The organism is Microbacterium marinilacus (assembly GCF_019753765.1).
GTDB lineage: Bacteria > Actinomycetota > Actinomycetes > Actinomycetales > Microbacteriaceae > Microbacterium > Microbacterium marinilacus.
Window position 1 is genome coordinate 25,729 of sequence record NZ_JAIJZW010000007.1, and the last position, 24,322, is coordinate 50,050.

The following is a 24,322-nucleotide window of genomic DNA, read 5'->3' on the forward strand; positions in this document are numbered from 1 at the left end:
GATCGAAACAGTCGAATATCCGCGACAGAATGTCCGATATGGATGAAGGAGACCGTTTCACGGACGTGCGGCTGTCCGAATCGGACCTCGCGCTGATCGACGCGATGCAGGACGACCCCCGCGCGGCGTGGGCTCGGATCGGCGCCGCCGTCGGCGTCAGCGCTCCCACCGCTCGCCGCCGTTGGCAGCGCCTCGTCGACGCGGACGCCGCCTGGATCACGAGCCACCCCGGCTGGGCGTCGGGCGTGGTCACGGCGCTCATCGCCGTGCAGTGCCGGGCCGGTCATGCCGACGCGACCGCGCGAGACATGGTGCGCCTGCCGGAGGTCATGACGGTCGCCGCCATCACCGGCGACCACGATCTTCTGCTGACCGTGTTCGTCGACGATATGAGGGGGCTGCGCCGCCTCGCGCAGGGGGTGCTGGCGGCCCACGAGGGCGTCGCCAGGGTGCGCACCATGCTGATGACGCGCGTCTTCCGCGACGGCTCGCACTGGCGCGCGGGCTCCTCCGGGGGCGCACGCACGGACGAGGGCCGGCGCCCCGGCGGATCCCTGTCGCCCGCCGCCGTCGCCGCCGCTGTGGCGGTGCTCGAGCGCGACGGACGCGCGCCGAGCGCCGACCTCGCCCGCGCCCTCGGCACCAGCGAGGCGCATGCGCGACGACTCGTGCAGCGCGGCGTGCGCGAGGAGCTGATCGTGCAGCGCGTCGACGTGCGGCTCGATCAGCCGCACTGGCCGCACTGGCTCGTGCTGTGGATGGTGGTGCCGGCCGCTCAGCTGCACGAGACGGCCCTGAGGATCAGCCGCCTGCCGCTCGCGCGGGTCTGCGCGGCGCTCGCGGGCGGCAGCGCCAACCTCTACACCGTGGTGTGGCTGCGCTCCCTCTCCGAGGCGCCGGACGTCGAGGCGCAGATCGTGCGCGGCCACGACGTGCACGTCACCGATCGCAGCATCCTGCTGCACTACAGCAAGCGGATGGGGCACGTCTTCGACGACGACCAGCATCACGTCGGTCATGTGCCGTGGGCGCCCGAGCCCGGCTGAGCTCCCCGGGCATGAAAAGACTCTCCGCGTACCCGACAGAGCCTGGTTACCCTTGCTACGTTTCCGTCCTGGGGGAGTTGGCCTGGATGTCGCCACGCGGAGAGCTGACTCCACTCTAACCCAGCCGCGCGGCACCCGTGGCGCCACGGCAGGCCCCCGCGTCCGCGCGAGGGGGCAAGATGTACGCAGGACCCGCGATGCGCTCCGGAGCAGCCCGGCAGTCGCGCCGACATCGAGGAGAGAGATGGCCGAGCCGATCACCGCGGAGAGCTTCCAGCGGGCGACCGACGGGATCATCCGGTCGGTCAGCTCCGTCATCGACGGAAAGCCGCAGGCCGTGCGCAGCGCGCTGGTCGCGCTGCTGGCCGAGGGCCATCTGCTGATCGAGGACGTCCCGGGCGTCGGCAAGACGGTGCTGGCACGGGCGGTGGCGGCATCCATCCGGGCGCGCGTGCGGCGGATCCAGTTCACGCCCGATCTGCTGCCGAGCGACGTGACGGGCGTGTCGGTGTTCAACCCGGCCTCCCGCGAGTTCGCGTTCACCCCCGGTGCGGTGTTCGCGAACATCGTGATCGCGGACGAGATCAACCGTTCGTCGCCCAAGACGCAGTCGGCCCTGCTGGAGGCGATGGAGGAGCGCCAGGTCACGGTCGACGGCACGTCGCACCACCTTCCCGACCCGTTCCTCGTCGTCGCCACGCAGAACCCTCTGGAGATGGAGGGCACCTACCCGCTCCCCGAGGCGCAGCGCGACCGGTTCATGCTGCGGATCTCGATGGGCTACCCGGACGCGCAGGCCGAGGCGCTGATGCTGCGCCAGCGCGACACCGACAACCCGCTCGCGGCGGTGCGGCCGGTCGTGACGGTCGACGAGGTGACGGCGCTGATCGCCTTCGCCCGGTCGGTGCACGTCGCTCCGGCGATCGAGGAGTACGCCGTCGCGCTCGCGCAGGCCACGCGTTCCCACCCCGATCTGCGTCTGGGCGCCAGCCCCCGCGCCACCCTGCAGCTGGTGCGCGCCGCCAAGGTGTGGGCGGCGCTCGACGGACGCGGCTTCGTCATCCCCGACGACGTCACCGACCTGCTGGAGCCGGTGTTCGCCCACCGCCTCATCCCGTCCCGCAGCGCGACGGGCACTCGTCGGCCGTCGGAGCGCGGCTCGGCCGCGGGTGATCCGGTGACGCAGATCCTCGGCCAGATCGCGGCGTCGGTGCGCGTGCCGCTCGCGGTGCGCTGAGTCCGCCATGGCCGGCCCGTCCCGCCTCTCCTCGCGGGGCTCCGCGACGGCGGCGCTCGGCGGCTCGCCCGTCACGTTGCGAGGGCTCGCCGCCACGGCCCTCGGCGTCGCGCTGCTGGTCGCGGCGAACGCCTTGGGCCGGATCGAGCTGGTCGTCTTCGGCCTGACGCTGCTGGTCCTCGTCGCGGCCGCCTGGGCGAGCCTTCGCCTGGCGGGCCGCGTCACCGACGTCGACCGCTCGCTCTCCACCGATGTGGCGAGCGTCGGCGGCGTCTCGCACGTCCGTGCCCGGCTCGTGCTCTCGACCCGGCCGGTGCCGGGCGGGACCTGGAGCGACGCTCTGCCGGACGCGCTCCGCGCGGTGGCCACCGAGGCCTCGCCCGACGGGGCGGTGGGCGAGCTGCCGCCGGGAGGGGGCGGCACCCTGGAGGTGTCGTATGCCGTTGTCGGCATGCGGCGCGGACGACACTCGCTCGGTCGTCTCGAGACGGTCGCGATCGACCCGTTCGGGCTCGCCCGCCGTCGCACGGTGGCGGGCGATCGCACGGCGGTGACGATCGTGCCCGCCGTGGTGCCCCTGCGGGCCCTGCCCGGGGCCCCGGGCGCGACCGGCGGGTCGCAGTCGACCACCGACCGACACGGCCAGGGCGCGGACAACCTGATCCCGCGTCCCTACGCGCCCGGCGACTCGATGCGCCGCATCCACTGGCGGGCGTCGGCGCATCACGGATCCTTCATGGTGCGCGAGGAGGAGCGCGAGACCACCCCGCAGGCGATCGTCGTGTTCGACCGCGGCGCCGAGCGGTGGGGCGAGGGAGTGCTGCGCGGCGAGGACCCGGGGTTCGAGGCGGCGGTGACGCTGTGCGCGTCGGCCGCCTGGAGCCTCGCCCGCGACGGCTACTCGGTGCAGGTCATCGACAGCGCCGGCGCGCCGATCTCGACCGTCCGGTCGCACGATGACGTGCAGGACATGCTCGTCGCGTTCGCATCGGTCGGCGCGCGCGGCGAGGATGCGCTCGCGAGCCTGTCGGCGCACATCGGCAACTGGGCCTCGGCGCCGGTCGTCGTGGTGGCGGGACGTGTCTCCCCCGAGGACGTCGCGGCTCTCGCCCCGGTCGCCGCGCAGGCCTCGCGGGCGGTCCTGCTGAGCGCGGACCCCCTCGACGACGCACTGGACCGCGCCTCGCGCGCGGGCTGGCATGCGGCGCGCCTGCAGGCCGATGTCGAGTCGTCGTGGCTGAACGCCACCCGCCCTCAGGAGGCCTCCGCGCATGCCGGTCGCTGAGGCCGTCGCCGAGCGGACCCCGCGCGGGAGCGCGCGTCCGCCCGGTCCCCCGCGACGCCCCGAGGAGCCCACGGCGCGGCGACGTGCCGGGCACGGGGCGGCGGGCGACCTCGGGCTCACGGCGGGCGTGGCCGTCGCGACCATAGCCGCCGTGCTGCCGATCGGCAGGCTGATCGAGCCCGAGTGGCTTCCGGGCGCGATCCTCACCGTGGCGCTCGTGCTGCTCACGGGGTACGCGTTGCGCCGCGTGGGCCTGCCCGGGGTGCTGTCGGCGGCGGGCGAGCTGCTCATGTGGATCTTCTGCGCGACCGTCGCGTACGGCCATCCCGACGCGTTCGCCGGCATCGTTCCGACCGTCGACGTCGTGCGCGACCTCCCGGACACGCTCGCCGACGTGGGCGCGGAGCTGCTCGTGGGAGTCGCGCCGATGCGCCCGAGCGCAGGGCTGGCGTTCGTGCTGATCGCCGCCGCCGGCCTGCTCGCGTTCTGCGTCGGGCACATCGTCCGCTCGACGCGGCTGCCGCTGCTGGCGGCGATCGCCCTCATCGCGGTGTTCGCGATCCCCCAGCTGGCGGTGCCCGGGGACGACGATCTGATGCCCGCGATCCTGCTGGCCGCGGCGATCCTCTGGCTCGTCCGCATCGAGATCCGATCGCGTCGGCCGGCGATGGAGTCCGGACCGGTCGCGTCGATCTGGGCGGTCCTGCTCGGCGTCGGCTCGGTCGTCGCCGCGGTGGTCTTCGCTCCTGCCGTGCCGCTGTCCTCGCCCACCGGCGGCGGCGTGGGCAGGACCTCGACGATCTCCGCCACCCTCGATCTGGGCGAGGACCTGCGACGGCCGGCCGATGTGGAGGTGCTCCAGCTCCGTGTCGACACCGGCGGCGCCCCGTACCTGCGGGTCGCGACGCTGACCGAGTTCGACGGGGGCACGTGGCTGCCCGACGACGCCGAGCCGGGGCGTCTCGAGTTCGACGAGGTGGCGACCTCCGCGGAGGTCGAGGAGCGCACCGTGTCGATCGACGTGACCCAGCTGTCGAGCGGCTACCTGCCGGTGCCGTATCCCGCCGTCGAGGTGACCGGCGTCGTGGGCTCGTGGGGCACGGATGCCTACAACCGCACCGTGTCGAGCGAGACCACCACCTCGCTCGGCCAGTCGTACCGGGTCCGCTCCCTCGTCCCGCAGCCCACGCTCGAGCAGGCGCAGGCGTCCGTGCCGCGGGCGCCGGACTCGGCGGGGGGCGACTTCTGGGGCGACGAGCTGAGCGGCCCCGAGCTGTCGGCCGAGACCCTCTCCCTGCCCACGGAGGCCGGCGGCTCGATCCGCACCCTCGCGCAGGAGGTGACCGCCGGGACGGACAACGCCTACGACGCGATGGTGGCCCTGCAGCGCTGGTTCCGCTCCGACGGCGGATTCGAGTACTCGCTCGAGGCTCCCGTGGACGAGGGCTTCGACGGATCGGGCCTGGACGCGATCCTCCGCTTCCTCGACGTCCGCAGCGGCTACTGCGTGCACTACGCCTCGACCTTCGCGGTGATGGCCCGCACCCTCGGCATCCCGGCGCGCGTCGTCGTGGGCTACCTGCCGGGACAGTCGACCGGGGAGACGGTCGACGACCAGAGCGTCTACTCGGTGCTCGGCTCCCAGCTGCACGCCTGGCCCGAGGTGCATCTCGACGGCATCGGCTGGATCCCGTTCGAGCCGACCGTGAGCCTCGGCACGCCGACCTCGCTGCGCTCGGAGGCGGCGCCCGGCACAGATCCCGACGAGCCGGACGCTCAGGCGTCGGCCGCCCCGACGCCGTCGCAGAGCGCGGCGCCCGAGGTCGACCGTGGCGACATCGACAACCCCGACGGCGCGGCGACGGCGTTCGATCCGGCCGCCCTGCTCCGGGGCATCGGGATCGCGCTGGCGGCGATCGTGCTGCTGGCGCTGCCCGCGACCGTCCGCGCCGTGCGGCACGCGATGCGGCTGACCGCCGCCCGGCGCGGCGATGCCGGCGCGGCGTGGCGCGAGCTCCAGGACATCGCCATCGACGCGGGTCTGACGGTCGACGAGAGCGACTCCCCGCGCGTGCTCGCCGAGCGTCTGGCCCGGGACCGCGGCGTGCCGTCCGCCGCGCTGGCGCCGCTGGTGTCGGGTATCGAGCACGCGAGCTTCGCTCCCGCAGGGCGCGCAGACGTCACGGCCGGAGCCGAGCTGGCACGGGCCCTGGCCCGCGTCCGCGCGGCGCTGCTGCCCGCCGGTCGGGCCCGTCTGCGCGCGTCGCTGCTGCCGAGGTCCCTCGTCGTCCGCCCCCGCGTGCAGGGCCACTGAGCGCTCGCCCCGGCCTCGCGTGAAGCGATGAAGCCCCGCACCGGACCGGTGCGGGGCTTCATGTGAGCGGAAGCGACAGGATTTGAACCTGCGAGACGAGTTACCCCGCCTACATGGATTCCAGCCATGCTCCTTCGGCCGCTCGGACACGCTTCCAAAGGGCGACTTTATCACGCGCCCCTGGGGTGATCCGCCCGCGTCAGCCGCGGGGCGCGTGCTTGTCGAGGAACTCGTACACCTCGGTGGTGTCGACGCCCGGGAAGGCCCCCGACGGCAACGTCGCCAGGAGGGTGCGCGGCGTCGCCGCATGCGGCCACGCGCCGTCCCGCCAGGCTTCCTCCAGCTCGGCCGGCGGCCGGCGGCAGCAGACCTCCACCGAGTGGCGCGAGACCCCGCGATGCGGGGTGTCGCGCCCCACGAACCACTTGGTGTCCTCGAACCGCACGCCGACGCTGACCGAGTGCGCCCCCTGGCCGGAGTTCTCCACGCGCGCCGTGCACCAGTAGGTCCCGTTGCCGGTGTCCGTGTACTGGTAGTACGGGTTGAAGCGGTCGTCCATCGTGAACACCACCCGGCTCGTCCAGCGCCGGCAGCACATCTGCCCCTCGATCGCGCCGAGCCGGTCGGCGGGGAAGTTCACGTCGTCGTTCTCGTAGGCCTTGGTGATGGTGCCCGACTCGTGCACCTTGAGGAAGTGCACGCGGATGCCGAGGTGCCGTGTGGCGAGGTTCGTGAACCGATGCGCCGCCGTCTCGTACGAGACCGAGTACGTGTCGCGCAGGTCCTCGATCGAGATGGCCTTGCGCGCCTTGGCGTCGCGCAGCGCCGCCACCGCGTGCGCCTCCGGCATGAGCAGCGCGCCGGCGAGGTAGTTCTGCTCGACGCGCTGACGCAGGAACTCGGCGTAGTCGGTCGGCTCGGCGTGCCCGAGCACCCTCGCCGTGAGCGCCTGCAGCACCGCGCTGCGCGGATCGCCGCGGTGATGGCCGGCGAGATAGACACGGCCGTGCGCGAGGTCCAGCACGCTGCGGGTGGTCTGCGGCAGGTCGGAGACGTGGTGGATCGTGAAGCCCAGGTGAGAGGCGATGTCGCTCGTCGCGCGCTGCGTCAGGGGCCCGCCCGGGTGCCCGACGGCGCGCAGCAGGTCCTGGGCGGCCTCCTCGAGCTCCGGGAAGTGGTTGTCCTGCCGCCGCATCAGGCGCCTCAGCTCCACGTTCGCCCGGCGCGCCTGCTCGGGCGTCGCGGATCGCTCGTCGTGCAGCCGCTCGATCTCTCCGGACAGGCGCAGGATCGTCCGCAGCACGTCGTCCGGGGTGGACTTCGGGATGCGGAACGGCTGGATGCCGAGGGCCTGCAGGCGCCCGCCCCGCAGGGCGCGCTCGACCGCGATCTCGAGCTCGTCGCGCTCGTCGAGCGGCTCGGCCTGCAGCAGGGCGTCCATCGACGTGCCGAGCGCCTTGGCGATCGTCCGCAGCATGGACAGTCGCGGCTCGCGGCGGCCGTTCTCGATCATCGACATCTGGCTCGGCGCGCGCCCCACCTCCGCCGCGAGCGCCTCGAGCGTCAGGCCGCGCTCCGCACGCAGGCGGCGGATCCGCCGGCCGATCGCCAGCGCGTCGGCCTCATCCAGTTCTTCGTCGGACTGCATGCCGGCGATCATGCCACAGACATCCGTTCAGCAGAAGATCAGACGAAATTCTCTCGGGAAACCCGGTTCAGATCATCGATCCTTCGCCCATCGTGGACTCATCAGCCGGAGCCCCGGCCGCAGGATCCGGGACAGAAGACCGAGGAGCACGACGATGAGCATCCCGAACGAGCAGACCACCCGCCGCGCCGGCGACCAGGTGCAGACGGCCGACGACCTCCGCCTGGAGTGGAGCGCCGACCCGCGCTGGAACGGCGTCCGCCGCGACTACACGGCCGAGGACGTCATCCGCCTGCGCGGCTCGGTCCGCGAGGAGGCGACACTCGCCCGCCGCGGCGCCGAGACGCTGTGGGAGCGCCTCGGCTCGGACGACCACTACGTCCGCGCCCTCGGCGCCCTCACCGGCAACCAGGCGGTGCAGCAGGTGCGCGCCGGGCTGCAGGCCATCTACCTGTCCGGGTGGCAGGTCGCGGCGGACGCGAACCTGTCGGGTCAGACGTACCCCGACCAGTCGCTGTACCCCGCCAACTCCGTGCCGGCCGTCGTGCGCCGCATCAACAACGCACTGCTGCGCCAGGATCAGCTCGAGCACGCCGAGGGCGACCGCACGCGCGACTGGCTCGCGCCCATCGTCGCCGACGCCGAGGCGGGCTTCGGCGGCCCGCTCAACGCCTACGAGCTCGCCCACTCGATGATCCAGGCGGGCGCCGCGGGCATCCACTGGGAGGACCAGCTCGCCAGCGAGAAGAAGTGCGGCCACCTCGGCGGCAAGGTTCTGGTCCCGACGCAGCAGCACATCCGCACGCTGAACGCGGCCCGGCTCGCGGCGGACGTCGCGGGGGTGCCGACGATCCAGATCGCCCGCACCGATGCGCTCGCGGCCGACCTGCTCACGAGCGACGTCGACGAGCGCGACCGCGCCTTCGTGCAGGGCGAGCGCACGAGCGAGGGCTTCTACCGCGTCCGAAACGGCATCGAGCCCGTGATCTCCCGAGGCCTCGCCTACGCGCCGTACGCGGACCTCCTGTGGGTCGAGACCGGCACGCCCGACATCGAGCTGGCGCGCGAGTTCGCCGACGCGGTCCACGCCGAGTTCCCCGGCAAGATGCTCGCCTACAACTGCTCGCCGAGCTTCAACTGGCACCGCGCGCTCAGCGACTCGCAGATCGCGTCGTTCCAGGACGACCTCGCCGAGCTCGGCTACCGGTTCCAGTTCATCACCCTGGCCGGCTTCCACGCGCTCAACCACTCGATGTACCAGCTGGCCCGCGGCTACGCGTCGGGCGGCATGACCGCCTACGTCGAGCTGCAGGACGCGGAGTTCGCGGCCGAGGCCGACGGCTACACCGCGACCAGGCATCAGCGCGAGGTCGGCACCGGCTACTTCGACCACGTGTCGACCGCGCTCAACCCCGACAGCGCCACCCTCGCGCTCGCGGGCTCCACCGAGACCGCGCAGTTCCACTGACGCCCGACCGGCTCAGCCTTCCGCTTTCGACGTCTGGAGAGAGATCATGACCATCACCGACACCGCTCCCCCGCCCACCGCGATCCGCACCGCCGCCGCACGGCCGTCCGCCGAGACGCCGGAACCCGAGCGGATCGTCCCCACCCTCACCGTCGTGGGCCCGCTGCACGACCGCTTCGAGGAGATCCTCACCGGCGAGGCGCTCGCCTTCGTCGCCCAGCTGCACCAGCTGTTCGCGGGGGCGCGATACGACCGCCTCGCCGATCGGATGCGGCACGGCTACGAGATCGGCAACGGCCGCAACCCGCGCTTCCGGGAGGACACCGCCCGGATCCGCGACGACGCGTCCTGGCGGGTCGCAGGCCCCGGCCCGGGCCTCGAGGACCGTCGCGTCGAGATCACCGGGCCGACCGACCCGCGCATGACGATCAACGCCCTCAACTCGGGGGCCCGCGTGTGGCTGGCCGACCAGGAGGACGCGACCAGCCCGACGTGGCGCAACGTCATCGGCGGGCAGCTGTCGCTCCACGACGCGATCCGCGAGCGCCTGACCTACACGAGCCCCGAGGGCAAGCGCTACGAGGTCACCGCGGAGCGCACGCCGACCATCGTGATGCGGCCCCGCGGCTGGCACCTCGAGGAGCACCACCTGCACTTCACCGACCAGCACAAGCGCACCATGGCCGCGTCGGGGTCGCTCGTGGACTTCGGCCTCTACGCGTTCCACAACGCCGCCGAGCTGATCGCTCGGGGCCGGGGCCCGTACTTCTACCTGCCGAAGCTCGAGTCGAGCGAAGAGGCGCGGCTGTGGGATCAGGTGTTCTCGTTCACGGAGCACTACCTCGGCATCCCGCACGGCACGATCCGCGCGACGGTGCTGATCGAGACGCTGCCGGCGGCGTTCGAGATGGAGGAGATCCTGTACGAGCTGCGCGATCACTGCGCGGGGCTCAACGCGGGTCGCTGGGACTACATCTTCTCGATCATCAAGACGTACCGCGGGCGTGGATCGCGGTTCGTCCTGCCCGACCGCAACCAGGTGACGATGACCGTCGACTTCATGCGCTCGTACACCGAGCTGCTCGTGAAGACGTGCCACAAGCGCGGAGCGCACGCGATCGGCGGGATGAGCGCCTTCATCCCCAGCCGGCGCGACGCCGAGCAGAACGCTCGCGCGCTCGAGCAGGTCGCCGCCGACAAGCGCCGCGAGGCGGCCGACGGCTTCGACGGCACCTGGGTGGCGCACCCCGACCTGATCCCGGTGGCGCAGGCCGAGTTCGACGCCGTGCTGGGCGAACGGCCGAACCAGGTCGACCGGCAGCGCGACGACGTGAAGGTCTACGAGCGTCACCTGCTGAACCTCTGGATCGGCCGCCCGATCACCGACTCGGGCGTTCACGCCGACGTGTCGGTCGCGCTGCGCTACATCGAGGCGTGGCTGCGCGGCCAGGGCGCCGTGGCGATCGACGGGCTCATGGAGGACGTGGCGACGGCGGAGATCTCCCGCTCGCAGATCTGGCAGTGGATCCGCCAGGAGCAGGTGACCGAGGAGGGCACCGAGATCACGCGCGAGTACGTGTCGGAGCTGGTCGACCGCGTGCTGGGCGAGGTGGACCGACACGACGGCGACCGCTTCGACGACGCGGCCGAGGTGTTCCGCGACGTGTCGCTGAGCGAGGGCTTCCGGCCGTTCCTCACCCCGCGCGCCTACGCCGCATACCTCGTCGAGACCGCCTGACGGAGCCCGAGAGCGAGTGCGCCCCGTCTACCCGGCGGGGCGCCCTCGCTCTTTGACATCCCGGGCGTGTCGCCGCTAGGTTTGCAGGTCCGTGCCGTCGGCACGGACCATCAGGCAGGCCGAGAGGACGACCCGTGAACGCTAAGCGCCTTCACACCTCGGTTCTGGGCGAGCAGCCCCAGAGCCGCAACGAGTCGTTCCCTCCGGCGCCGGCCGTGTAGCAGCATCCCGCTTCTCCGCGCCCCGCACCGAACAGGTCCGGGGCGTTTCCTCTGTGCGCGAGCACGGCGTGAGCACCTCGGATCCGCCCGCCGCTCTCCCACGAAGGAAAGGAATCATGGAGAGGCTCTCGAAGCACCTGCTGTCGTGGGCGTCGCTCCTGGACGAGCCCACGCTCGATCAGGCGCGCGTCTCGTCGCAGATGCCGTTCATCCATCCGCATCTGGCGCTCATGCCCGACGCCCACCTGGGCAAGGGCGCGACGGTCGGGTCGGTGATCCCCACGCTCGGCGCGATCATGCCCGCAGCGGTGGGGGTCGACATCGGCTGCGGCATGATCGCCGTGCGCACCCAGTTCACCCGAGCGGACCTCGCCGGGCGCGACCTCGCCCCGCTGCGGGAGGCCATCGAGCGGGCGATCCCGCTGTCGGCGGGGCGCGACAACCGCAAGGTCGTCGCGACCGCGGAGCCCCGGGTCGCCGAGCTCGAGCAGCTCGCCGAGGATGCCGGGTTCGACCCCGCCCGCTATGCGGGCCGGTGGCGTCTCCAGCTGGGCTCGCTGGGTTCCGGCAACCACTTCGTCGAGGTGTCGGTCGACGAGACCGATGCGGTGTGGATGTTCCTGCACTCCGGCTCGCGGGGAGTGGGCAACAGGATCGCCACGCACCACATCGCCGTCGCGCAGCGGCTCGCGAAGCAGTGGTGGATCGACCTGCCGCACCCCGACCTCGCGTACCTCGTCGAGGGCACTCCCGAGTTCACCCGGTACATCCGCGAGCTGCGCTGGGCCCAGCGCTTCGCGCTGCTGAACCGCGAGGAGATGATGGACCGCGTCGCCCGCCAGCTCTCCGAGTTCCTGGACGACCAGGTCGTGGAGGGCGAGCGCATCAACTGCCACCACAACTTCACGGAGAAGGAGAGGCACTTCGGCAAGGAGGTGTGGGTGTCGCGGAAGGGCGCGATCCAGGCCGACGCCGGCCGGCCCGGGCTGATCCCCGGGTCCATGGGCACGGCGTCGTACGTGGTCGAGGGCCTCGGCAACGCGCTCTCGCTGAACTCGTCCCCTCACGGCGCCGGCCGCGAGCACTCCCGCTCGGCGGCGCGGAGGCTGTTCACCCACGAGCAGCTGCGCGAGGCCATGGCGGGCATCGAGTTCCGCGACACCGACGCGTTCCTCGACGAGATCCCCGCGGCCTACAAGCCGATCGACCAGGTGATGGCCGACGCCGCAGACCTCGTGTCCGTGCGTCACACGCTCAGCCAGCTGGTCAACGTAAAGGGCGACTGACGGCAGGCCCGCATCCCACCGGGGTGCGGGCCTGTGCTCATCTCGGCGGCGCCAACGGCACGACGCGCTCGCGATCCCACGACTCCGTCCAGCCGAGCAGGTCGAACAGGGCGTCGAGCAGCATCGCCGTGAACCCCCAGACGAGACGCGGGCCGCCGTCGTCCACCGTGAACGCGGGCCCACGCCACTCGCGGCCGTCGCGACGGATGACGGTCACGCCGCGACGCGCGGGATCGAGCAGGTCGGCGACCGGGATCCGGAAGACCGCGGCCGACTCGCCCTCGTCCACGACGCGCACGGGCGACGGATCCCGCCACCATCCGAGCACCGGGGTGACCAGGTGGCGCGAGAACGCGAGGGGCACTGCCGGCAGGGTGCCGAGCACGTCGATCCCCGACGGGTCGAGGCCGGTCTCCTCCCGCGCCTCGCGCAGCGCCGCGGCGACCGCGTCGGAGTCGTCCGCGTCCACGCGCCCGCCGGGGAACGCCACCTCGCCCGGGTGCGAGCGGAGGGTCGCGGCGCGCGAGAGCAGCAGCACGTCGAGGTCGCGGGAGACCGCGGCGTCGTGCGCCGCCCGTTCGCTCGGCGTGCCGTCGAGCACGCCGAAGAGCATGAGGACGGCCGCGGGCCTCGACGAGGCCGCCCACGGCATGCCTGCCAGCCACGCGGACGCGTCGGCGCCGACGACCGCCGCGAGCTGGGCTCGCGCGCCCGCCGCCCGCTCGGCGGCTCCCCCGGCCCGATCCGTCATCCGTCCCTCCCCCGGACGACGCTACCCGCCCGCGGACACCGCGGGGCGGCCGGGAGCGGCCTCGATGCGGCTACGCTGGCGTCCGCGTGTTGTCGGGAATCGGACAGCCCCTCGCCGGCGGCGGGCCTGCCCAAGATCCCCGCCCCGTCCCGTCCCGGCCCGTCCCGTGGAGGAGAGCACCCGATGTCCCGGCGCAGCGCCAGACGCCCACCCGAGCCGGACGTGCGCGAGCCGGAGGGCTCGGACGCCCCGGGCCTACGGATCATCCCGGCCGGCTACCTGCTCACGACCCACTTCCTGCGGCTGAGCTATCTCGCCGACCACATCGGATGCCGCGAGCAGCCGCACACCCACTCCGAGCACGTGGTGATCTGGCCGGAGCGCTCGTCCGCCACCGTCGACGTCGAGGGCGTGCAGTGGTCGCTCTCCGTCGGACGGGGCGTCTGGATCCCGGCCGGGGTGCCGCACACCGCCAGCCGGGCCCTGACCACGCCGCTGACCGCCACGTACGTCGAGCCGTCCGCCGTCGCAGGACGCGACCATCCCGGGCAGGTGACGTCCGTGGTCGTGAACGCCGCCACCCGCGAGCTCCTGCTGCATCTGTCCGAGTCCCCCATGCCCCGCGACCAGCGGCTGCGAGCGCAGCGCGTCTGCCTCGAGCTGATGACCGCCCACGAGCGCCCCACCATCGAGCTGCCGCTGCCGCGAGACCCCCGGATCGCGCGCATCGCGCGCATGATCGTGCAGGACCCCGCCGACGACCGGTCGATCGAGCAGTGGGCGCGGATCACCTCGCAGAGCGCCCGCACGATCGCGCGCGCGTTCCGCGTCGAGACGGGGCTCACGTTCAGCCAGTGGCGCACCCGTGCGCGGCTGGCGCGCGCCGTGCAGCTGCTCGGCGAGGGGACGCCCGTCGGGGCCGTCGCCCGCCGGGTGGGATACGCGACGAACAGCGCCTTCACGGCGACGTTCCATCGGGTGCTGAAACAGCGCCCGCGAGACTTCCTGCCGCACGGACGCGCCTCCGCCGGGTGAAGCCTCGACGCGACAGTTGACGTCCGGATCGCGACAGTCGCCCGTTCTACGGTTGCAGGCGAGGTAAGGCTCACCTCACCTACCCTGCCGTCTCCCGAAGGACTCCCGCATGCCCGAACGTCGTCGCCGCGGGGCGAGCATCGCCCTCGCCTCCGCTCTCGCCCTCCCCCTCTTCCTGACCGCCTGCGCCGCCGAGTCCGATGCGGACGCCGCAGCGTCGGCCGACCAGCGCGTGTTCGCCGACGCGGAGGAGGGCGCGTACCCCGTCGCGATCCCTCACGCGTACGGCGAGACCGAGATCGACGAGCAGCCGGAGCGCGTGGTCGTGATCGGGTGGGCGGGCGCCGACATCGTCGTCGACCTCGGCACGATCCCGGTCGCGCAGGGCGTGGCCGCCGGGGCCGTCGAAGGCGACTACTACCCGTGGTTCGAGGAGGCGGCCGATGCGCTCGGGGGTCCGCTTCCGGAGGTGAACGCCTCTCTGGAGCGCGGCGAGGTCGACCTCGAGTACGTGCTGTCCCAGGACCCGGACCTGATCCTGGCGGTCAACTCCGGCATCACGGAGGAGGAGTACGCGCGGCTGACCGAGATCGCGCCGACGGTGGCGTACCCGGAGGATCCCTGGTCGGTGTCCGTCGACGATCACGTCGACATCATCGGCGAGGCGCTCGGCCGCCCCGACGCGGCCGAGCAGATCAAAGACGATCTGGCGACCGCCCTGAGCGACGCCGCCGCGGAGCACCCGACCCTGAGCGGTGTGAGCTTCGTCCACGCGTTCACGCCGGGCGACGACGGGCAAGTGGTCGTCTTCGGCTCCACCGATCCGCGGGTGCAGACGCTCGAGGCGCTCGGCCTCGTCCCTGCGGACGGCCTCGGCGAGCTCGAGGAGGGCGCCGGCGGCGGCAGCAGCTATCTCGTCAGCCTCGAGCAGCTGATCCCGCTGCGACCGGACCTGTTCGTCGGATCCGGCACCGACGACGAGTGGTCCGCCGCGCTCGAGGCGCATCCCGCGTTCGCGTCGTGGGAGCCCGTGTCGCAGGGCAGGGTCGCGCGCATCGCGGACCCCGAGCTGAGTCTGGCGTACGCCACGGCGACACCGCTCGGCCTGCGCTGGGGCGTCGACGACATCGCCGACATCCTCTCCGACGCCGTCGGCTGACCCGACCTGCCCGCCGGGGTCAGCCGCAGTTGGGGCAGACCCCGGTCAGCGGCATCTGCATGAAGCACGTCATGCAGACCTGGCCCTCGCGCGGTTCCGAGGCGCCGGATCGAGGAGCAGCGGCCGCCCGCGGGGCCGACGAGCGTGACGTGCTCGCACGCTTGGGTCTGTCCGCCAGGGGCCGATGGCGCGTCTCGGGGTGGGTGACTCCCCACGCCCCGCGGAAGCGGCGGCTCTCCCAGCGCGGCCGGTCTCCGGCCAGGCGCTGCGCGTCGGCCTCCGAACGGAACCCCGTCGTGTATCCGTCGTGCACCTCGAGCGCGGGGCCGCCGCCGCTGCGCTCGATCTTGAAGTACGTGCGGAAGCCGATCAGCGCCGCCGGCCCGACCGCCGCGGCGAGGCCGCGCACGAGCTCGAGGTTGCCCACCGGCGTCCCGTAGCGCACCAGCGCCTCGTCGATCGTGCCGAAGCGGATCGCCCGGCCCTCCTTGGCATGGTCGATGGATCGCTCGGGCGTGCTGCTCATGGGTCCATTCTCGCCGGGCTCGGCTGGGTGGACGCCCGCCTCCGCACGGCCGCGGCTCAGCCGACGGCCTTGAGCGGCTCCACGGCGGGCCCCTCGAGCACGGAGCCGTCGGGGGCGAAGCGCGAGCCGTGCAGCGGGCAGTCCCAGGAGCGCTCGAGCGGATTCCACTCGAGCGCGCCACCGAGATGCGTGCAGACGCCCGAGACCCGGCATCCCTCGGCCTCCGCGACCGGCCGCGGTCCGTGACGGACGAGCCCCGAGACGGCGGATCCGGCGACCGCCGCCTGAGCCGACACGAACTCCGCCGCGTCGCGCACGTTCAGATGCGGCGAGCGCAACGCGTCGGCCCACGGAACACGCGCGCCGGTCAGGTCGCCGGCGATCGCCAGGCCTGCGGCCACGGCGTTCGTCATCCCCCACTTGTTGAAGCCCGTCGCGGCGAGCACCCGATCGTCTGTGCCCGGCATCACACCGGCGAACGGCACCCGGCTGACGGTGCGGTAGTCCTGCGCCGCCCACCATGTCGTCCGCTCCGCGCCGGGGAACACCGAGACCGTCCAGTCGTCGAGCTCGCGCAGCAGCCGGTCGGTCTCGCGCTCGCGGCCCGGGGTGAACGCCTCGCCGCCGACCAGCAGCAGCTCTCCGCCGTCCGCGGACCGTGCGGTGCGCAGCGACCTGCCGTCGGGGTCGAGTGACACGTACATCCCGCGCGGCACCGCTCCGGGCACGCGGTAGGCGCCGACGAGCGAACGCGACGGCGCCAGGCGGGCGAAGAACCCGGCCCTGTCGATCGCCGGGGAGCCGGTCGCGACGACGAGACGGTCCGCGTCAAGCTCGCCGTGGGAGGTGCGGACGACCACGCTCGCGTCCTCCACCTCCACCCCGTGCACGCGGCAGTCCGGCACGACGACGCCGCCGTGATCGCGCACGGACGCCGCCAACCGGGCCAGGAGGCGCATCGGGTGGATCTGCCACTGGTCGCGCATGCGGATCGCGCGGGTGGTCTCGTACGGCAGCCCGGCGTCCTGTCCCGCCGCGAGCGCGTCGACGTCCACGCCCACCGCGGCGAGCGCCTCCGCCTCCTCGTCGACGGCGCGCGCTCCCGCCGCCGTCGTGGCGTAGGTGAACGCGTCGCGACGCTCCAGGGACTCGTGGTCGCCGTCCAGCTCCGCCCGCACCCACTCCTGCGCGGCCCGGTTCGCATCGACGTACGCCTCGAGCGCGTCGCGCCCCGCGTGCGAGAGCAGCCCGGAGTAGACCGAGCCCTGCAGCAGGCTCAGCTTCGCCGTCGTGTTGCCGGTCGCGACGGCACCGACCTCGCGCGCCTCCAGCACGGCCACCCGCAGTCCCGCCCGGGAGAGCAGAGCGGCCGTCGCCAGGCCGGCGAGCCCGGCCCCCGCGACGACGACGTCGGCGTGCGGGGGCAGGGCGGCATCCACCTCGATGAGAGGAGCGGTGCCGTGCCAGAGAGATGTCATCCGGCCAGCGGAGCGAGCGGACGTCCGCCGGGCGGGAAGTGCGCGATCGGCTTGGGCTTCGTCGCGCCCATCGAGATGTCCGCCGCGATCAGGTCGGTCGCCATCGCCAGGACGCTCTGGATCGATGTGTGACGCGTCGTGCCGCGGGTGCATCGCACCCACACGGCCTCGTAGCTCAGCTCGCCGTCGCCGTCCGTCGGAACCTGCTCCACGTACGCGATCACGCTCGCGGCGTCCGAGGCCGCGACGCTGCGGTCGCAGACGCGCCAGGCCCCTTCGCCGAGGGGGACGAGCTCGAGCTGGTGATAGGTATCCATAGTGGCTTCACCACCTCCTATCCGAGGATCGCCCGGAGGGCGGCGCGGGGCCAGGGGCTTGACACCTCGATACCCCGCGGGTACGCCGGGGGCACGGACACTCGTCGCGGGGTGGAGAGCGGTCCGACGACCTGTTCCCTAAGGGGCCGATTCGCTCGCGTCAACCCCGTTCAGGTGGCCTCGGCGACGGCGCACGATGTCTGCAGAACAGCTATCCGACACCGGGAGGCGCCATGAGCACGCACGACAACCTCGAGCCCGACACGCAGGGCACCGACCCGCTCGACGCAGCCGTCGGCGAGGACGGGCAGGGAGACCTCGCGCCCGAGGACCTGCCCCAGCGCGGAACGGACGATCTGGACGCCGCGGTCCTCGACGAGGACGGCGCTGCCGTCGCTCCGGACCGCGCCGCTGGCGCGGCGCCGGGGCCCGGTGACGTGACCCCGGGCGACAACGTCGACACCATGCCGCGCCCCGCCGACGACTTCCGACCCGAGGCGACCGGTCTCGAGACCGATGAGTTCGCGGGCTCCGGCGCGGCCGGTCCGGGAGCCGCCTCGGCGGGGACCCCGTCCGGCGTCCCCCCGCGCGCGGCAGCACCGTCGGACGGGACGCCGGCGTCCGCCGGCGACGGGGCTACCGTGCCGCCCGGTCGCGAGGGTGCCGACTCGGGCGCCGTGGACAGCGTGAGCGTGGAGGGCTCCTCGAGCCCCGATGTCGAGCGTTCGAGCCAGAACGACATCGCGGGCGTCGGCCCGGCGTCCGGCGAGGACGCGGGCGACACGACGATCACCGGTGCCCCGCCCGTCGACCCCGCCGAGCGTGCGGACGTCGACGAGGACGACCGCTCGCGTCCCACGCCGGGAAACGCGGCCGGCGACGCGGGCGCCGCCCCGCAGGCGACGGACGATGCGCCTACGCAGCACGGTTCCGACGACCCGTCGATCGCCGGGGTCCCGGACGCGGTCGGCCCCGGCGGCGCGGGCCTGCAGACGGGCACGCGGCAGGACCTCAACGAGGTCAGCGTCGCTCAGCAGGTGCAGGGCATCGTGGTGCAGACGCAGGCGGACGTCGGCACCGACAGGCTCGCCGAGTCGGAGGTGTCGTCGGTGCTCGAGCAGCGCCTGACCGAGGCGGGCCTCAACGCCGACGTCGAGCAGATCGAGGAGCTCGCGGCGCGCGTGCTCTCCGGCGACGCGCCCACCGATGTGGGCGAGGGCGAGCCGGGCGCCGGTCGCGGGCTCTGACACGAAGGGCACGCCCCGGGCGTGCCCTTCGCCCCGCCTAAACTGGAGCCCATGCCTGAAGACGTCCCCGGAGTGCGCACCGTCAGACTGACCGTGCTCGACGTGCTGCGGTTCCTGACCGAGCTCGTCACGATCGCGAGCCTGGCGGTATGGGGCTTCTTCGCGTGGCCCATGCCGTGGAGCATCGTCCTCGGCATCGGCGCCCCGCTGCTCGCGATCGTCCTGTGGGCGCTGTTCGTGTCGCCGAAGGCCGTGTTCGCCGTCCACCCGTTCGTGCGGGTGCTCGTCGAGCTGCTGATCTTCCTGTCCGCGACGATCGCCTGGTGGGCTTTCGGCCACCCCTGGATCGGCCTCGCGATCGGCGCTGTCAGCGTCGCCATCGGCGTGCTGCACGGTCGCCGGCGGCTGTCGGCATGACCGGGGACGTGCTGGGCCTCCTGCGCGCCGAGCTCGGCGCGCAGGTCGACACCTCGCCGGCCGCGCTGGAGGACGCCCGTGCCGACAAGTCGGGCCACCGCGCGTCGGCGGCCCCGCTCGCCGTCGTCCACGCCGAGACCGTCGAGCACGTCCAGGCGACGTTGCGGATCGCCAGCGCCACCGGCACGCCGGTCGTCACCCGTGCCGCCGGCACCGGCCTCGCCGGCGCCGCGAACGCCGGCGGCGGGGAGATCGCCCTCTCGGTGCGGCGCATGACCCGCATCCTCGAGGTGTCTCCCGACGACCTGCTCGCGGTCGTCGAGCCGGGCATCGTGAACGCCGACCTGAACGCGCAGCTCGCCGCCTACGGACTGTGGTGGGCGCCCGACCCCGCCTCCCGCGCGATCTCGACGGTGGGCGGCAACATCGCCACCGGCGCCGGCGGGCTGCTGTGCGCGAAGTACGGCGTGGTGCGCGACGCGGTGCTGGGGCTGGACGTCGTGCTGGCCGACGGGCGCCTCGTGCGCATGGGCCACCGCAGCGTCAAGGGAGTCACCGGCCTCGATCTCACCTCGCTCCTGATCGGCTCCGAGGGCACGCTGGGTGTGATCGTCGGCGCGACGCTCAAGCTGCGCCGGGTCGTTCCCGGCGACGTGTGCACGATCGCCGCGACCTTCCCGACGGTGCGTGCCGCGGCAGCCGCCTCCTCGGCGGTCACCGCCGCCGGCATCCAGCCCGCGATCATGGAGCTGATGGACGCCGCCAGCCTCTCGGCGGCCCACGCCCTGCTCGGCCTGCCGGCGCCGACGCCCGGCGCCTCGCAGCTGACGGTGCAGACCGACGGGCCCGCCGCCCGCACGGAGGCCGATGCGATCGCCGAGGTGCTGAGCGCGGCAGGAGGCACCGTCTCGGCGACCTATGACCGCGACGAGGGCGAGCGCCTGCTCGCGATCCGCCGCGCCATGCATCCGGCCATGGAGTCGCTCGGCAACGCGCTGATCGAGGACGTCTCGGTGCCGCGCTCGCAGATGGCGGCGATGTTCGACGAGATCGCCCGCGTCGAGCGCGAGCACGGCGTGGAGATCCCGACCGTGGCGCACGCCGGCGACGGCAACCTGCACCCCAACTTCGTCTTCCAGGGCGAGGACGTGCCGCAGGTGATCTGGGACGCCGCCGACGACCTGTTCCGCGCCGCCATCCGCCTCGGCGGCACGCTGACCGGGGAGCACGGCATCGGCCTGCTCAAGCGCCGGTGGCTGGCCGACGAGCTCGGCGACGACCAGTGGCGGCTGCAGCGCGACATCGCTCGCGTGTTCGACCCCGCCGGCATCCTGAACCCCGGCAAGGTGTTCGAGGCCTGAGCCACCGGGACGCGTGGGGGTGCCGACTCCGTCGCAAGCTCCCTCGCTCAACCAGCAGAGTCTTTGTCGGTCGAGCGAGCGAAGCGAGTCGAAACCCCCACGCCCTGCTGTGACCTAGAGCCCCTGCCAGGCGGGCTTGTTCGCGTAGGCGTAGCGGTAGTAGTCGGCGTGGGCCAGGGCGGAGGCGGCCGCCTCGTCCACCACCACCGTCACGTGCGGGTGCAGTTGGATGGCCGAACCAGGCAGCGACGAGGTCACCGGCCCCTCCACGGCTCCCGCGACGGCCTCCGACTTGCCCTCGCCGAACGCCAGCAGCACCAGATGACGCGCATCGAGGATGGTCCCCAGCCCCTGCGTGATGCAGTGCATGGGCACCTCGTCGACGCTGTCGAAGAAGCGGGCGTTGTCCTCGCGCGTTTGCGCCGTGAGGGTCTTCACGCGCGTGCGGGAGGCGAACGACGAGCCCGGTTCGTTGAAGCCGATGTGACCGTCCGTGCCGACGCCGAGGATCTGCAGGTCGACGCCGCCGGCCTCCGCGATCGCGGCCTCGTAGTCGGCGCCGTGGTGCTCGATGCCCTCCAGCGTGCCGTCCGGCACCCGGATGCGGTCCGGGTCCAGCCCCAGCGGCTCGACGACCTCGCGCGCGATGACCGATCGGTAGCTCTCGGGGTGCGCGGGATCCAGCCCGACGTACTCGTCGAGCGCGAAGCCCCGCACCCGCGACACATCGGCGCCGGACAGACGGGCCCGCAGCGCCTCGTACACCGGCAGGGGCGTCGAGCCGGTCGCCAGGCCGAGCACCGCGTCCGGGCGGCGGGCGACCAGCGCGGCGATCTCCTCCGCGACGAGGGCACCGGCGGCGGCACGGTCGGGGACGATCACGATCTCAGCCACGGGCGACTCCTTCGAAGGCGGGGGCGAGCAGGGCGGCTCCGAGCGCGCCGGCCGGCGCGTCGGAGGGAAGCAGCTCTATCCTCTCGTGAAGCCGCAGCGAGGTGAGAAACGCCGAGCGCTCCGACGACGCCCGCAGCTCGCCCCGCACCACGTCGAGCAGCCGATCGCCGAGCCGCGAGACGCCGCCGCCGATCACGACCACCGCGGGGTCGGCGGTGAGGACGAGCACCCGCACGGCGGCCGCCACTCCACGGGCGAGGTCGCCGCGCAACGACAGCGCCCGGCCGTCTGCGGCGTCGGCCGCGTCGAACAGGTCCAGCACCGGGTGCTCGCCGTCGCCGCTCCAGCGCCGGGCCACGGCGCCTCCGCCCGCGAGGGTCTCGATGCAGCCCCGCTGCCCGCAGGGGCACTCGGGGCCGCGCGGGTCGATCGAGACGTGACCGACCTCGCCGGCTGTGCCGCCCGCCCCGGGCCAGACGCGCCCGTCGTGCACGATGCCCGCGGCGATCCCGGTGCCGAGGTTCAGGTACGCCATCGATGCGCCGACGGCACCGCGGATCGCGTACGCCCCGGCCGCTGCCGCGTTCACGTCGTTCTCCACGTGGACGGCGGCGCCGACCGCCGCGGTCACCTCGCCTCCGAGGTCGAGGTCGGAGATCCCGAGGTTGACCGCGTTGCGCACGCGGGCGCCGACGATCTGTCCCGGGATGCCGATGCCCACGGCCGCGACGGGGCCGACGCCGGGCTCGGCCGCCACCCGCGCGACGGCGTCGCTGACGCTGGCGATCACCCCGGCCTCGCCCCGCACCGTCTCGCGCCGCATGCGCGCGAGGATCCCGCCGGCCGCGTCGATCGCGACGGCCTCGACCTTCGTGCCGCCGACGTCGACTCCGACGCGGACGGCGGGGGGCGCGGCGGTCATCCCTTGACCGCGCCCGAGACGAGGCCGCCGGTCATCCGGCCCTGCACGATGAGGAAGAAGATCACGACGGGGATGCAGATGAGGGTGGAGCCCGCCATCACCGCGCCGTAGTTGGTCGCCTCGGTGGCCGACTGGAAGGAGTTGAGCCAGGTGGGAAGCGTCAGGTTCATGTCCTTCATCAGCAGCAGCGCCATCGTGAACTCGTTCCACGACTGCATGAACGCGAAGATCCCGGTCGAGACCAGGCCGGGGGCCAGCAGCGGGAACGTGATGCGCCAGAACGCACCCTGCTTCGAGCAGCCGTCGATCTGCGCGGCCTCCTCGAGCTCGGCGGGCACGCCGGCGACGAACCCGCGCAGGGTCCACACCGTGAACGGGATGACGGCGGCGGTGTGGACGAGACTCAACCCGATCAGGGTGTTCATCAGGTGCAGGTCGTCGATCAGGTTGTAGACCGTGAACATCATGCCCTCGCCCGGGATCATCTGGACGATCAGGATCGCGACGATGAAGGTGCGGCGCCCGACGAAGCGGAAGCGCGCGAGCGCGATCGACGCGAGGAACGCGAACAGCAGGGCGCAGATCACGACGATCGCGACGATGATGAGGCTGGTGCGCAGGGCGTTCGGGAAGTCGGTCTGGCCCGGTGCCGCCGGTCGCGTCCAGGCGGTGACGTAGTTGAGCAGCGTGGGCTCGCGGGGCACGAGCGAGGCGTCGCGGCTGATGATCTGGTTGCCCGGGGTGAAGGACAGGTTGATCATCCAGTACACCGGGAAGACGCTGGCGAGGAAGACGATCACGGCCAGCGCGTTGAAGAGGGCCCGAAGACCCCGGCTGCGCACCCCGGTGGGGCCGGCCGGCTCGGCGCGGCGCCTCCATCGGCGCCCGGGGGGCTGCGGGGCGACGATCGCACGGGTGGCGTCGGTGGGGACGAAAGTGGTGCTCACGAGTCGTCGTCCTTCAGGAGCTGGCGGATGTTGAAGAAGCTGATCGCGAGCATGATCAGCACGATGAGCATGCCGATGGCGCTGGTGGCGCCGAACTCGCCGATCCCCTGCCGGAACAGGTAGACGGGCAGCACGTTCGTGTCCGCCGCGATGCCGCCGCGGCTCTGCAGCGCGTAGACCTGGGTGAACAGCTTCATGTTCCAGATGATCTGCAGGATCAGCAGCCCGCCGAGGACGGGGCGCATGGCGGGGAACACGATGCCCCAGAACCGCTGCCACCCGCCGGCGCCGTCGATCTCGGCGGCCTCGATGGTCTCGCGAGGGATCTGGCCGAGCCCCGCGTAGGTCGTGAACGCCACGAACGGGATCGCGCCCCAGACGACGATGATCGTCAGCACCATGAAGAAGGTCCACGGGTTGAGCAGCCAGGGGTGGTTGTGCCAGGCGTTCGTTCCCGTGATCGAGTTCAGGGCCCAGTTCACGAGTCCGTACTGGGTGTCGAAGATGACGCCCCACACGACGCTGGCGGTGAGCGGGGGGATGGCCCATGCCAGCAGCAGCCCGACCGACATGGTGATCCGCATGCCGCGGCCGATCTTGGTCATCAGCACCGCGATCAGTACGCCGAGGACCATGATCAGCGCAGTGGTGACGAGCATGATGCCGACCGTCCGCGCCACGACCTCGGGGAAGTCGCTGCGGGTGATGATCTTGATGTAGTTGTCGAGGCCGACGAACTCGGGGGCGGTGCCCTGGATCTTGTGGCGCACCTGGTAGTCGGTGAACGACTGCCAGATCATCTGGACGGCCGGGTAGCCCACCATGAGGCCGATCATGATGATCGACGGGGCGAGCAGGATCCACGACGAGAGCGCGTCGCGGCGACGGCGCCGTCGGTCGCGCTCCTCCCAGGTGGGGCGCGCGGCGGTGAGGGTTGTCATGCGGGGCTTTCTGCTGGGGGGGGATGACCGGAGGGTGCGGCGGGGGCGGGGCCAGGGGTGGGGGCCCCCCCGGCACCGGGGCAC

At 72.8% G+C, this 24,322-nt stretch carries 21 protein-coding genes, 1 tRNA gene and 1 other RNA gene; 12 read left to right on the forward strand and 11 right to left on the reverse strand.

The genetic code is table 11. The annotated features are described in order from the left end of the window. The first annotated feature begins 38 nt into the window (after nt 1-38). A complete protein-coding gene (locus K5S26_RS12255) occupies nt 39-1,046 on the forward strand; it encodes an AsnC family transcriptional regulator (protein WP_221858551.1) in 1,008 nt (335 codons plus the stop codon). Between the two features lie 12 nt (nt 1,047-1,058). Here K5S26_RS12255 and ffs read toward each other — a convergent pair. Continuing rightward, an RNA gene (gene ffs / locus K5S26_RS12260) (signal recognition particle sRNA small type) lies at nt 1,059-1,155 on the reverse strand. Between the two features lie 135 nt (nt 1,156-1,290). Between ffs and K5S26_RS12265 the strand changes: the two genes are divergently transcribed. Genes K5S26_RS12265 through K5S26_RS12275 form a run of 3 tightly spaced genes read left to right on the forward strand, consistent with a single transcriptional unit; the run spans nt 1,291 to nt 5,882 of the window. Further along, nucleotides 1,291-2,283 (forward strand): AAA family ATPase, encoded by a 993-nt coding sequence (locus tag K5S26_RS12265; protein WP_221858559.1) that lies wholly within the window; start codon nt 1,291-1,293, stop codon nt 2,281-2,283. A gap of 7 nt (nt 2,284-2,290) precedes the next feature. Beyond that, nucleotides 2,291-3,568 carry a DUF58 domain-containing protein gene (locus tag K5S26_RS12270; protein ID WP_221858561.1) on the forward strand — a complete coding sequence of 426 codons (1,278 nt, stop codon included), beginning with the start codon at nt 2,291-2,293 and terminating at the stop codon, nt 3,566-3,568. Then, complete coding sequence (locus tag K5S26_RS12275; protein ID WP_221858571.1) at nt 3,555-5,882, forward strand: transglutaminase TgpA family protein; 2,328 nt, start codon at nt 3,555-3,557, stop codon at nt 5,880-5,882. The genes K5S26_RS12270 and K5S26_RS12275 overlap by 14 nt, the downstream gene beginning before the upstream one ends. A gap of 67 nt (nt 5,883-5,949) precedes the next feature. On the opposite strand, the gene K5S26_RS12280 is transcribed toward K5S26_RS12275, so the two are convergent. Together K5S26_RS12280 and K5S26_RS12285 are read right to left on the reverse strand one after the other, a co-directional pair. Beyond that, nucleotides 5,950-6,038 (reverse strand) — tRNA-Ser (locus K5S26_RS12280). 43 nt (nt 6,039-6,081) lie between these two features. Continuing rightward, complete coding sequence (locus tag K5S26_RS12285) at nt 6,082-7,530, reverse strand: helix-turn-helix transcriptional regulator (RefSeq protein WP_246603965.1); 1,449 nt, start codon at nt 7,528-7,530, stop codon at nt 6,082-6,084. A gap of 154 nt (nt 7,531-7,684) precedes the next feature. Between K5S26_RS12285 and aceA the strand changes: the two genes are divergently transcribed. The 3 genes from aceA to K5S26_RS12300 all read left to right on the forward strand — a co-directional run bounded on the left by aceA (nt 7,685) and on the right by K5S26_RS12300 (nt 12,243). Further along, nucleotides 7,685-8,998, forward strand: coding sequence for an isocitrate lyase (gene aceA / locus K5S26_RS12290; RefSeq protein WP_221858575.1), 1,314 nt, complete (start codon nt 7,685-7,687; stop codon nt 8,996-8,998). 46 nt (nt 8,999-9,044) lie between these two features. Further along, nucleotides 9,045-10,736 (forward strand): malate synthase A, encoded by a 1,692-nt coding sequence (aceB, locus tag K5S26_RS12295; RefSeq protein ID WP_221858576.1) that lies wholly within the window; start codon nt 9,045-9,047, stop codon nt 10,734-10,736. Nucleotides 10,737-11,073: 337 nt separating this feature from the next. Beyond that, the gene (locus K5S26_RS12300; protein ID WP_221858578.1) at nt 11,074-12,243 is read left to right on the forward strand and encodes an RtcB family protein; all 1,170 of its coding nucleotides are present in this window, start codon (nt 11,074-11,076) and stop codon (nt 12,241-12,243) included. Nucleotides 12,244-12,280: 37 nt separating this feature from the next. Here the strand turns inward: K5S26_RS12300 and K5S26_RS12305 are convergent, their stop codons facing one another. Continuing rightward, entirely contained in the window at nt 12,281-12,994 is a 714-nt protein-coding gene (locus tag K5S26_RS12305) for an NUDIX hydrolase (RefSeq protein ID WP_221858580.1), read from the reverse strand. A 183-nt stretch (nt 12,995-13,177) separates the two neighbouring features. Between K5S26_RS12305 and K5S26_RS12310 the strand changes: the two genes are divergently transcribed. Further along, nucleotides 13,178-14,029: a helix-turn-helix domain-containing protein gene (locus tag K5S26_RS12310; protein WP_221858582.1), complete on the forward strand. Its 852-nt coding sequence runs from the start codon at nt 13,178-13,180 to the stop codon at nt 14,027-14,029. Nucleotides 14,030-14,138: 109 nt separating this feature from the next. Then, the gene (locus tag K5S26_RS12315; protein WP_221858584.1) at nt 14,139-15,188 is read left to right on the forward strand and encodes an ABC transporter substrate-binding protein; all 1,050 of its coding nucleotides are present in this window, start codon (nt 14,139-14,141) and stop codon (nt 15,186-15,188) included. A gap of 19 nt (nt 15,189-15,207) precedes the next feature. Here K5S26_RS12315 and K5S26_RS12320 read toward each other — a convergent pair whose 3' ends face one another. Genes K5S26_RS12320 through K5S26_RS12330 form a run of 3 tightly spaced genes read right to left on the reverse strand, consistent with a single transcriptional unit; the run spans nt 15,208 to nt 17,509 of the window. Further along, nucleotides 15,208-15,714 (reverse strand): hypothetical protein, encoded by a 507-nt coding sequence (locus K5S26_RS12320; RefSeq protein WP_221858586.1) that lies wholly within the window; start codon nt 15,712-15,714, stop codon nt 15,208-15,210. Between the two features lie 56 nt (nt 15,715-15,770). Next, nucleotides 15,771-17,192, reverse strand: coding sequence for an FAD-dependent oxidoreductase (locus K5S26_RS12325; RefSeq protein ID WP_221858588.1), 1,422 nt, complete (start codon nt 17,190-17,192; stop codon nt 15,771-15,773). Beyond that, nucleotides 17,189-17,509 (reverse strand): hypothetical protein, encoded by a 321-nt coding sequence (locus K5S26_RS12330; RefSeq protein ID WP_221858590.1) that lies wholly within the window; start codon nt 17,507-17,509, stop codon nt 17,189-17,191. Before K5S26_RS12330 ends, K5S26_RS12325 begins: the two co-directional genes overlap by 4 nt. A gap of 233 nt (nt 17,510-17,742) precedes the next feature. On the opposite strand from K5S26_RS12330, the gene K5S26_RS12335 reads away from it, so the two are divergent. From K5S26_RS12335 to K5S26_RS12345, 3 genes are read left to right on the forward strand one after another with little or no spacing between them, the layout of a single operon-like run. Continuing rightward, nucleotides 17,743-18,756 (forward strand): hypothetical protein, encoded by a 1,014-nt coding sequence (locus K5S26_RS12335; RefSeq protein WP_221858592.1) that lies wholly within the window; start codon nt 17,743-17,745, stop codon nt 18,754-18,756. A gap of 51 nt (nt 18,757-18,807) precedes the next feature. Then, on the forward strand, nt 18,808-19,173 hold the full coding sequence (locus K5S26_RS12340) for a YrdB family protein (RefSeq protein ID WP_221858594.1): 366 nt from the start codon (nt 18,808-18,810) through the stop codon (nt 19,171-19,173). Next, entirely contained in the window at nt 19,170-20,534 is a 1,365-nt protein-coding gene (locus K5S26_RS12345; RefSeq protein WP_221858596.1) for an FAD-binding oxidoreductase, read from the forward strand. Before K5S26_RS12340 ends, K5S26_RS12345 begins: the two co-directional genes overlap by 4 nt. A 114-nt stretch (nt 20,535-20,648) precedes the next feature. Here the strand turns inward: K5S26_RS12345 and K5S26_RS12350 are convergent, their stop codons facing one another. Genes K5S26_RS12350 through K5S26_RS12365 form a run of 4 tightly spaced genes read right to left on the reverse strand, consistent with a single transcriptional unit; the run spans nt 20,649 to nt 24,238 of the window. Beyond that, entirely contained in the window at nt 20,649-21,428 is a 780-nt protein-coding gene (locus K5S26_RS12350; RefSeq protein ID WP_221858599.1) for a glucosamine-6-phosphate deaminase, read from the reverse strand. Continuing rightward, on the reverse strand, nt 21,421-22,350 hold the full coding sequence (locus K5S26_RS12355; RefSeq protein ID WP_221858600.1) for an ROK family protein: 930 nt from the start codon (nt 22,348-22,350) through the stop codon (nt 21,421-21,423). The genes K5S26_RS12350 and K5S26_RS12355 overlap by 8 nt, the downstream gene beginning before the upstream one ends. Then, complete coding sequence (locus tag K5S26_RS12360; RefSeq protein WP_308122951.1) at nt 22,347-23,297, reverse strand: carbohydrate ABC transporter permease; 951 nt, start codon at nt 23,295-23,297, stop codon at nt 22,347-22,349. Before K5S26_RS12360 ends, K5S26_RS12355 begins: the two co-directional genes overlap by 4 nt. Then, a complete protein-coding gene (locus K5S26_RS12365; RefSeq protein WP_221858602.1) occupies nt 23,294-24,238 on the reverse strand; it encodes a carbohydrate ABC transporter permease in 945 nt (314 codons plus the stop codon). Before K5S26_RS12365 ends, K5S26_RS12360 begins: the two co-directional genes overlap by 4 nt. Between the last annotated feature and the right edge of the window lie 84 nt (nt 24,239-24,322).

What these genes read in the sequence shown, in the direction of transcription:
- aceB (WP_221858576.1), top strand. Translation starts at nt 9,045, where the DNA reads ATGACCATCACCGACACCGCTCCCCCGCCCACCGCGATCCGCACCGCC.
- K5S26_RS12315 (WP_221858584.1), top strand. Translation starts at nt 14,139, where the DNA reads ATGCCCGAACGTCGTCGCCGCGGGGCGAGCATCGCCCTCGCCTCCGCT.
- K5S26_RS12310 (WP_221858582.1), top strand. Translation starts at nt 13,178, where the DNA reads ATGTCCCGGCGCAGCGCCAGACGCCCACCCGAGCCGGACGTGCGCGAG.
- K5S26_RS12270 (WP_221858561.1), top strand. Translation starts at nt 2,291, where the DNA reads ATGGCCGGCCCGTCCCGCCTCTCCTCGCGGGGCTCCGCGACGGCGGCG.
- K5S26_RS12330 (WP_221858590.1), bottom strand. Translation starts at nt 17,509, where the DNA reads ATGGATACCTATCACCAGCTCGAGCTCGTCCCCCTCGGCGAAGGGGCC.
- K5S26_RS12365 (WP_221858602.1), bottom strand. Translation starts at nt 24,238, where the DNA reads ATGACAACCCTCACCGCCGCGCGCCCCACCTGGGAGGAGCGCGACCGA.
- K5S26_RS12305 (WP_221858580.1), bottom strand. Translation starts at nt 12,994, where the DNA reads ATGACGGATCGGGCCGGGGGAGCCGCCGAGCGGGCGGCGGGCGCGCGA.
- K5S26_RS12325 (WP_221858588.1), bottom strand. Translation starts at nt 17,192, where the DNA reads ATGACATCTCTCTGGCACGGCACCGCTCCTCTCATCGAGGTGGATGCC.
- K5S26_RS12265 (WP_221858559.1), top strand. Translation starts at nt 1,291, where the DNA reads ATGGCCGAGCCGATCACCGCGGAGAGCTTCCAGCGGGCGACCGACGGG.
- K5S26_RS12320 (WP_221858586.1), bottom strand. Translation starts at nt 15,714, where the DNA reads ATGAGCAGCACGCCCGAGCGATCCATCGACCATGCCAAGGAGGGCCGG.
- K5S26_RS12355 (WP_221858600.1), bottom strand. Translation starts at nt 22,350, where the DNA reads ATGACCGCCGCGCCCCCCGCCGTCCGCGTCGGAGTCGACGTCGGCGGC.
- K5S26_RS12340 (WP_221858594.1), top strand. Translation starts at nt 18,808, where the DNA reads ATGCCTGAAGACGTCCCCGGAGTGCGCACCGTCAGACTGACCGTGCTC.
- K5S26_RS12275 (WP_221858571.1), top strand. Translation starts at nt 3,555, where the DNA reads ATGCCGGTCGCTGAGGCCGTCGCCGAGCGGACCCCGCGCGGGAGCGCG.
- K5S26_RS12335 (WP_221858592.1), top strand. Translation starts at nt 17,743, where the DNA reads ATGAGCACGCACGACAACCTCGAGCCCGACACGCAGGGCACCGACCCG.
- K5S26_RS12345 (WP_221858596.1), top strand. Translation starts at nt 19,170, where the DNA reads ATGACCGGGGACGTGCTGGGCCTCCTGCGCGCCGAGCTCGGCGCGCAG.
- K5S26_RS12285 (WP_246603965.1), bottom strand. Translation starts at nt 7,530, where the DNA reads ATGCAGTCCGACGAAGAACTGGATGAGGCCGACGCGCTGGCGATCGGC.
- aceA (WP_221858575.1), top strand. Translation starts at nt 7,685, where the DNA reads ATGAGCATCCCGAACGAGCAGACCACCCGCCGCGCCGGCGACCAGGTG.
- K5S26_RS12255 (WP_221858551.1), top strand. Translation starts at nt 39, where the DNA reads ATGGATGAAGGAGACCGTTTCACGGACGTGCGGCTGTCCGAATCGGAC.
- K5S26_RS12300 (WP_221858578.1), top strand. Translation starts at nt 11,074, where the DNA reads ATGGAGAGGCTCTCGAAGCACCTGCTGTCGTGGGCGTCGCTCCTGGAC.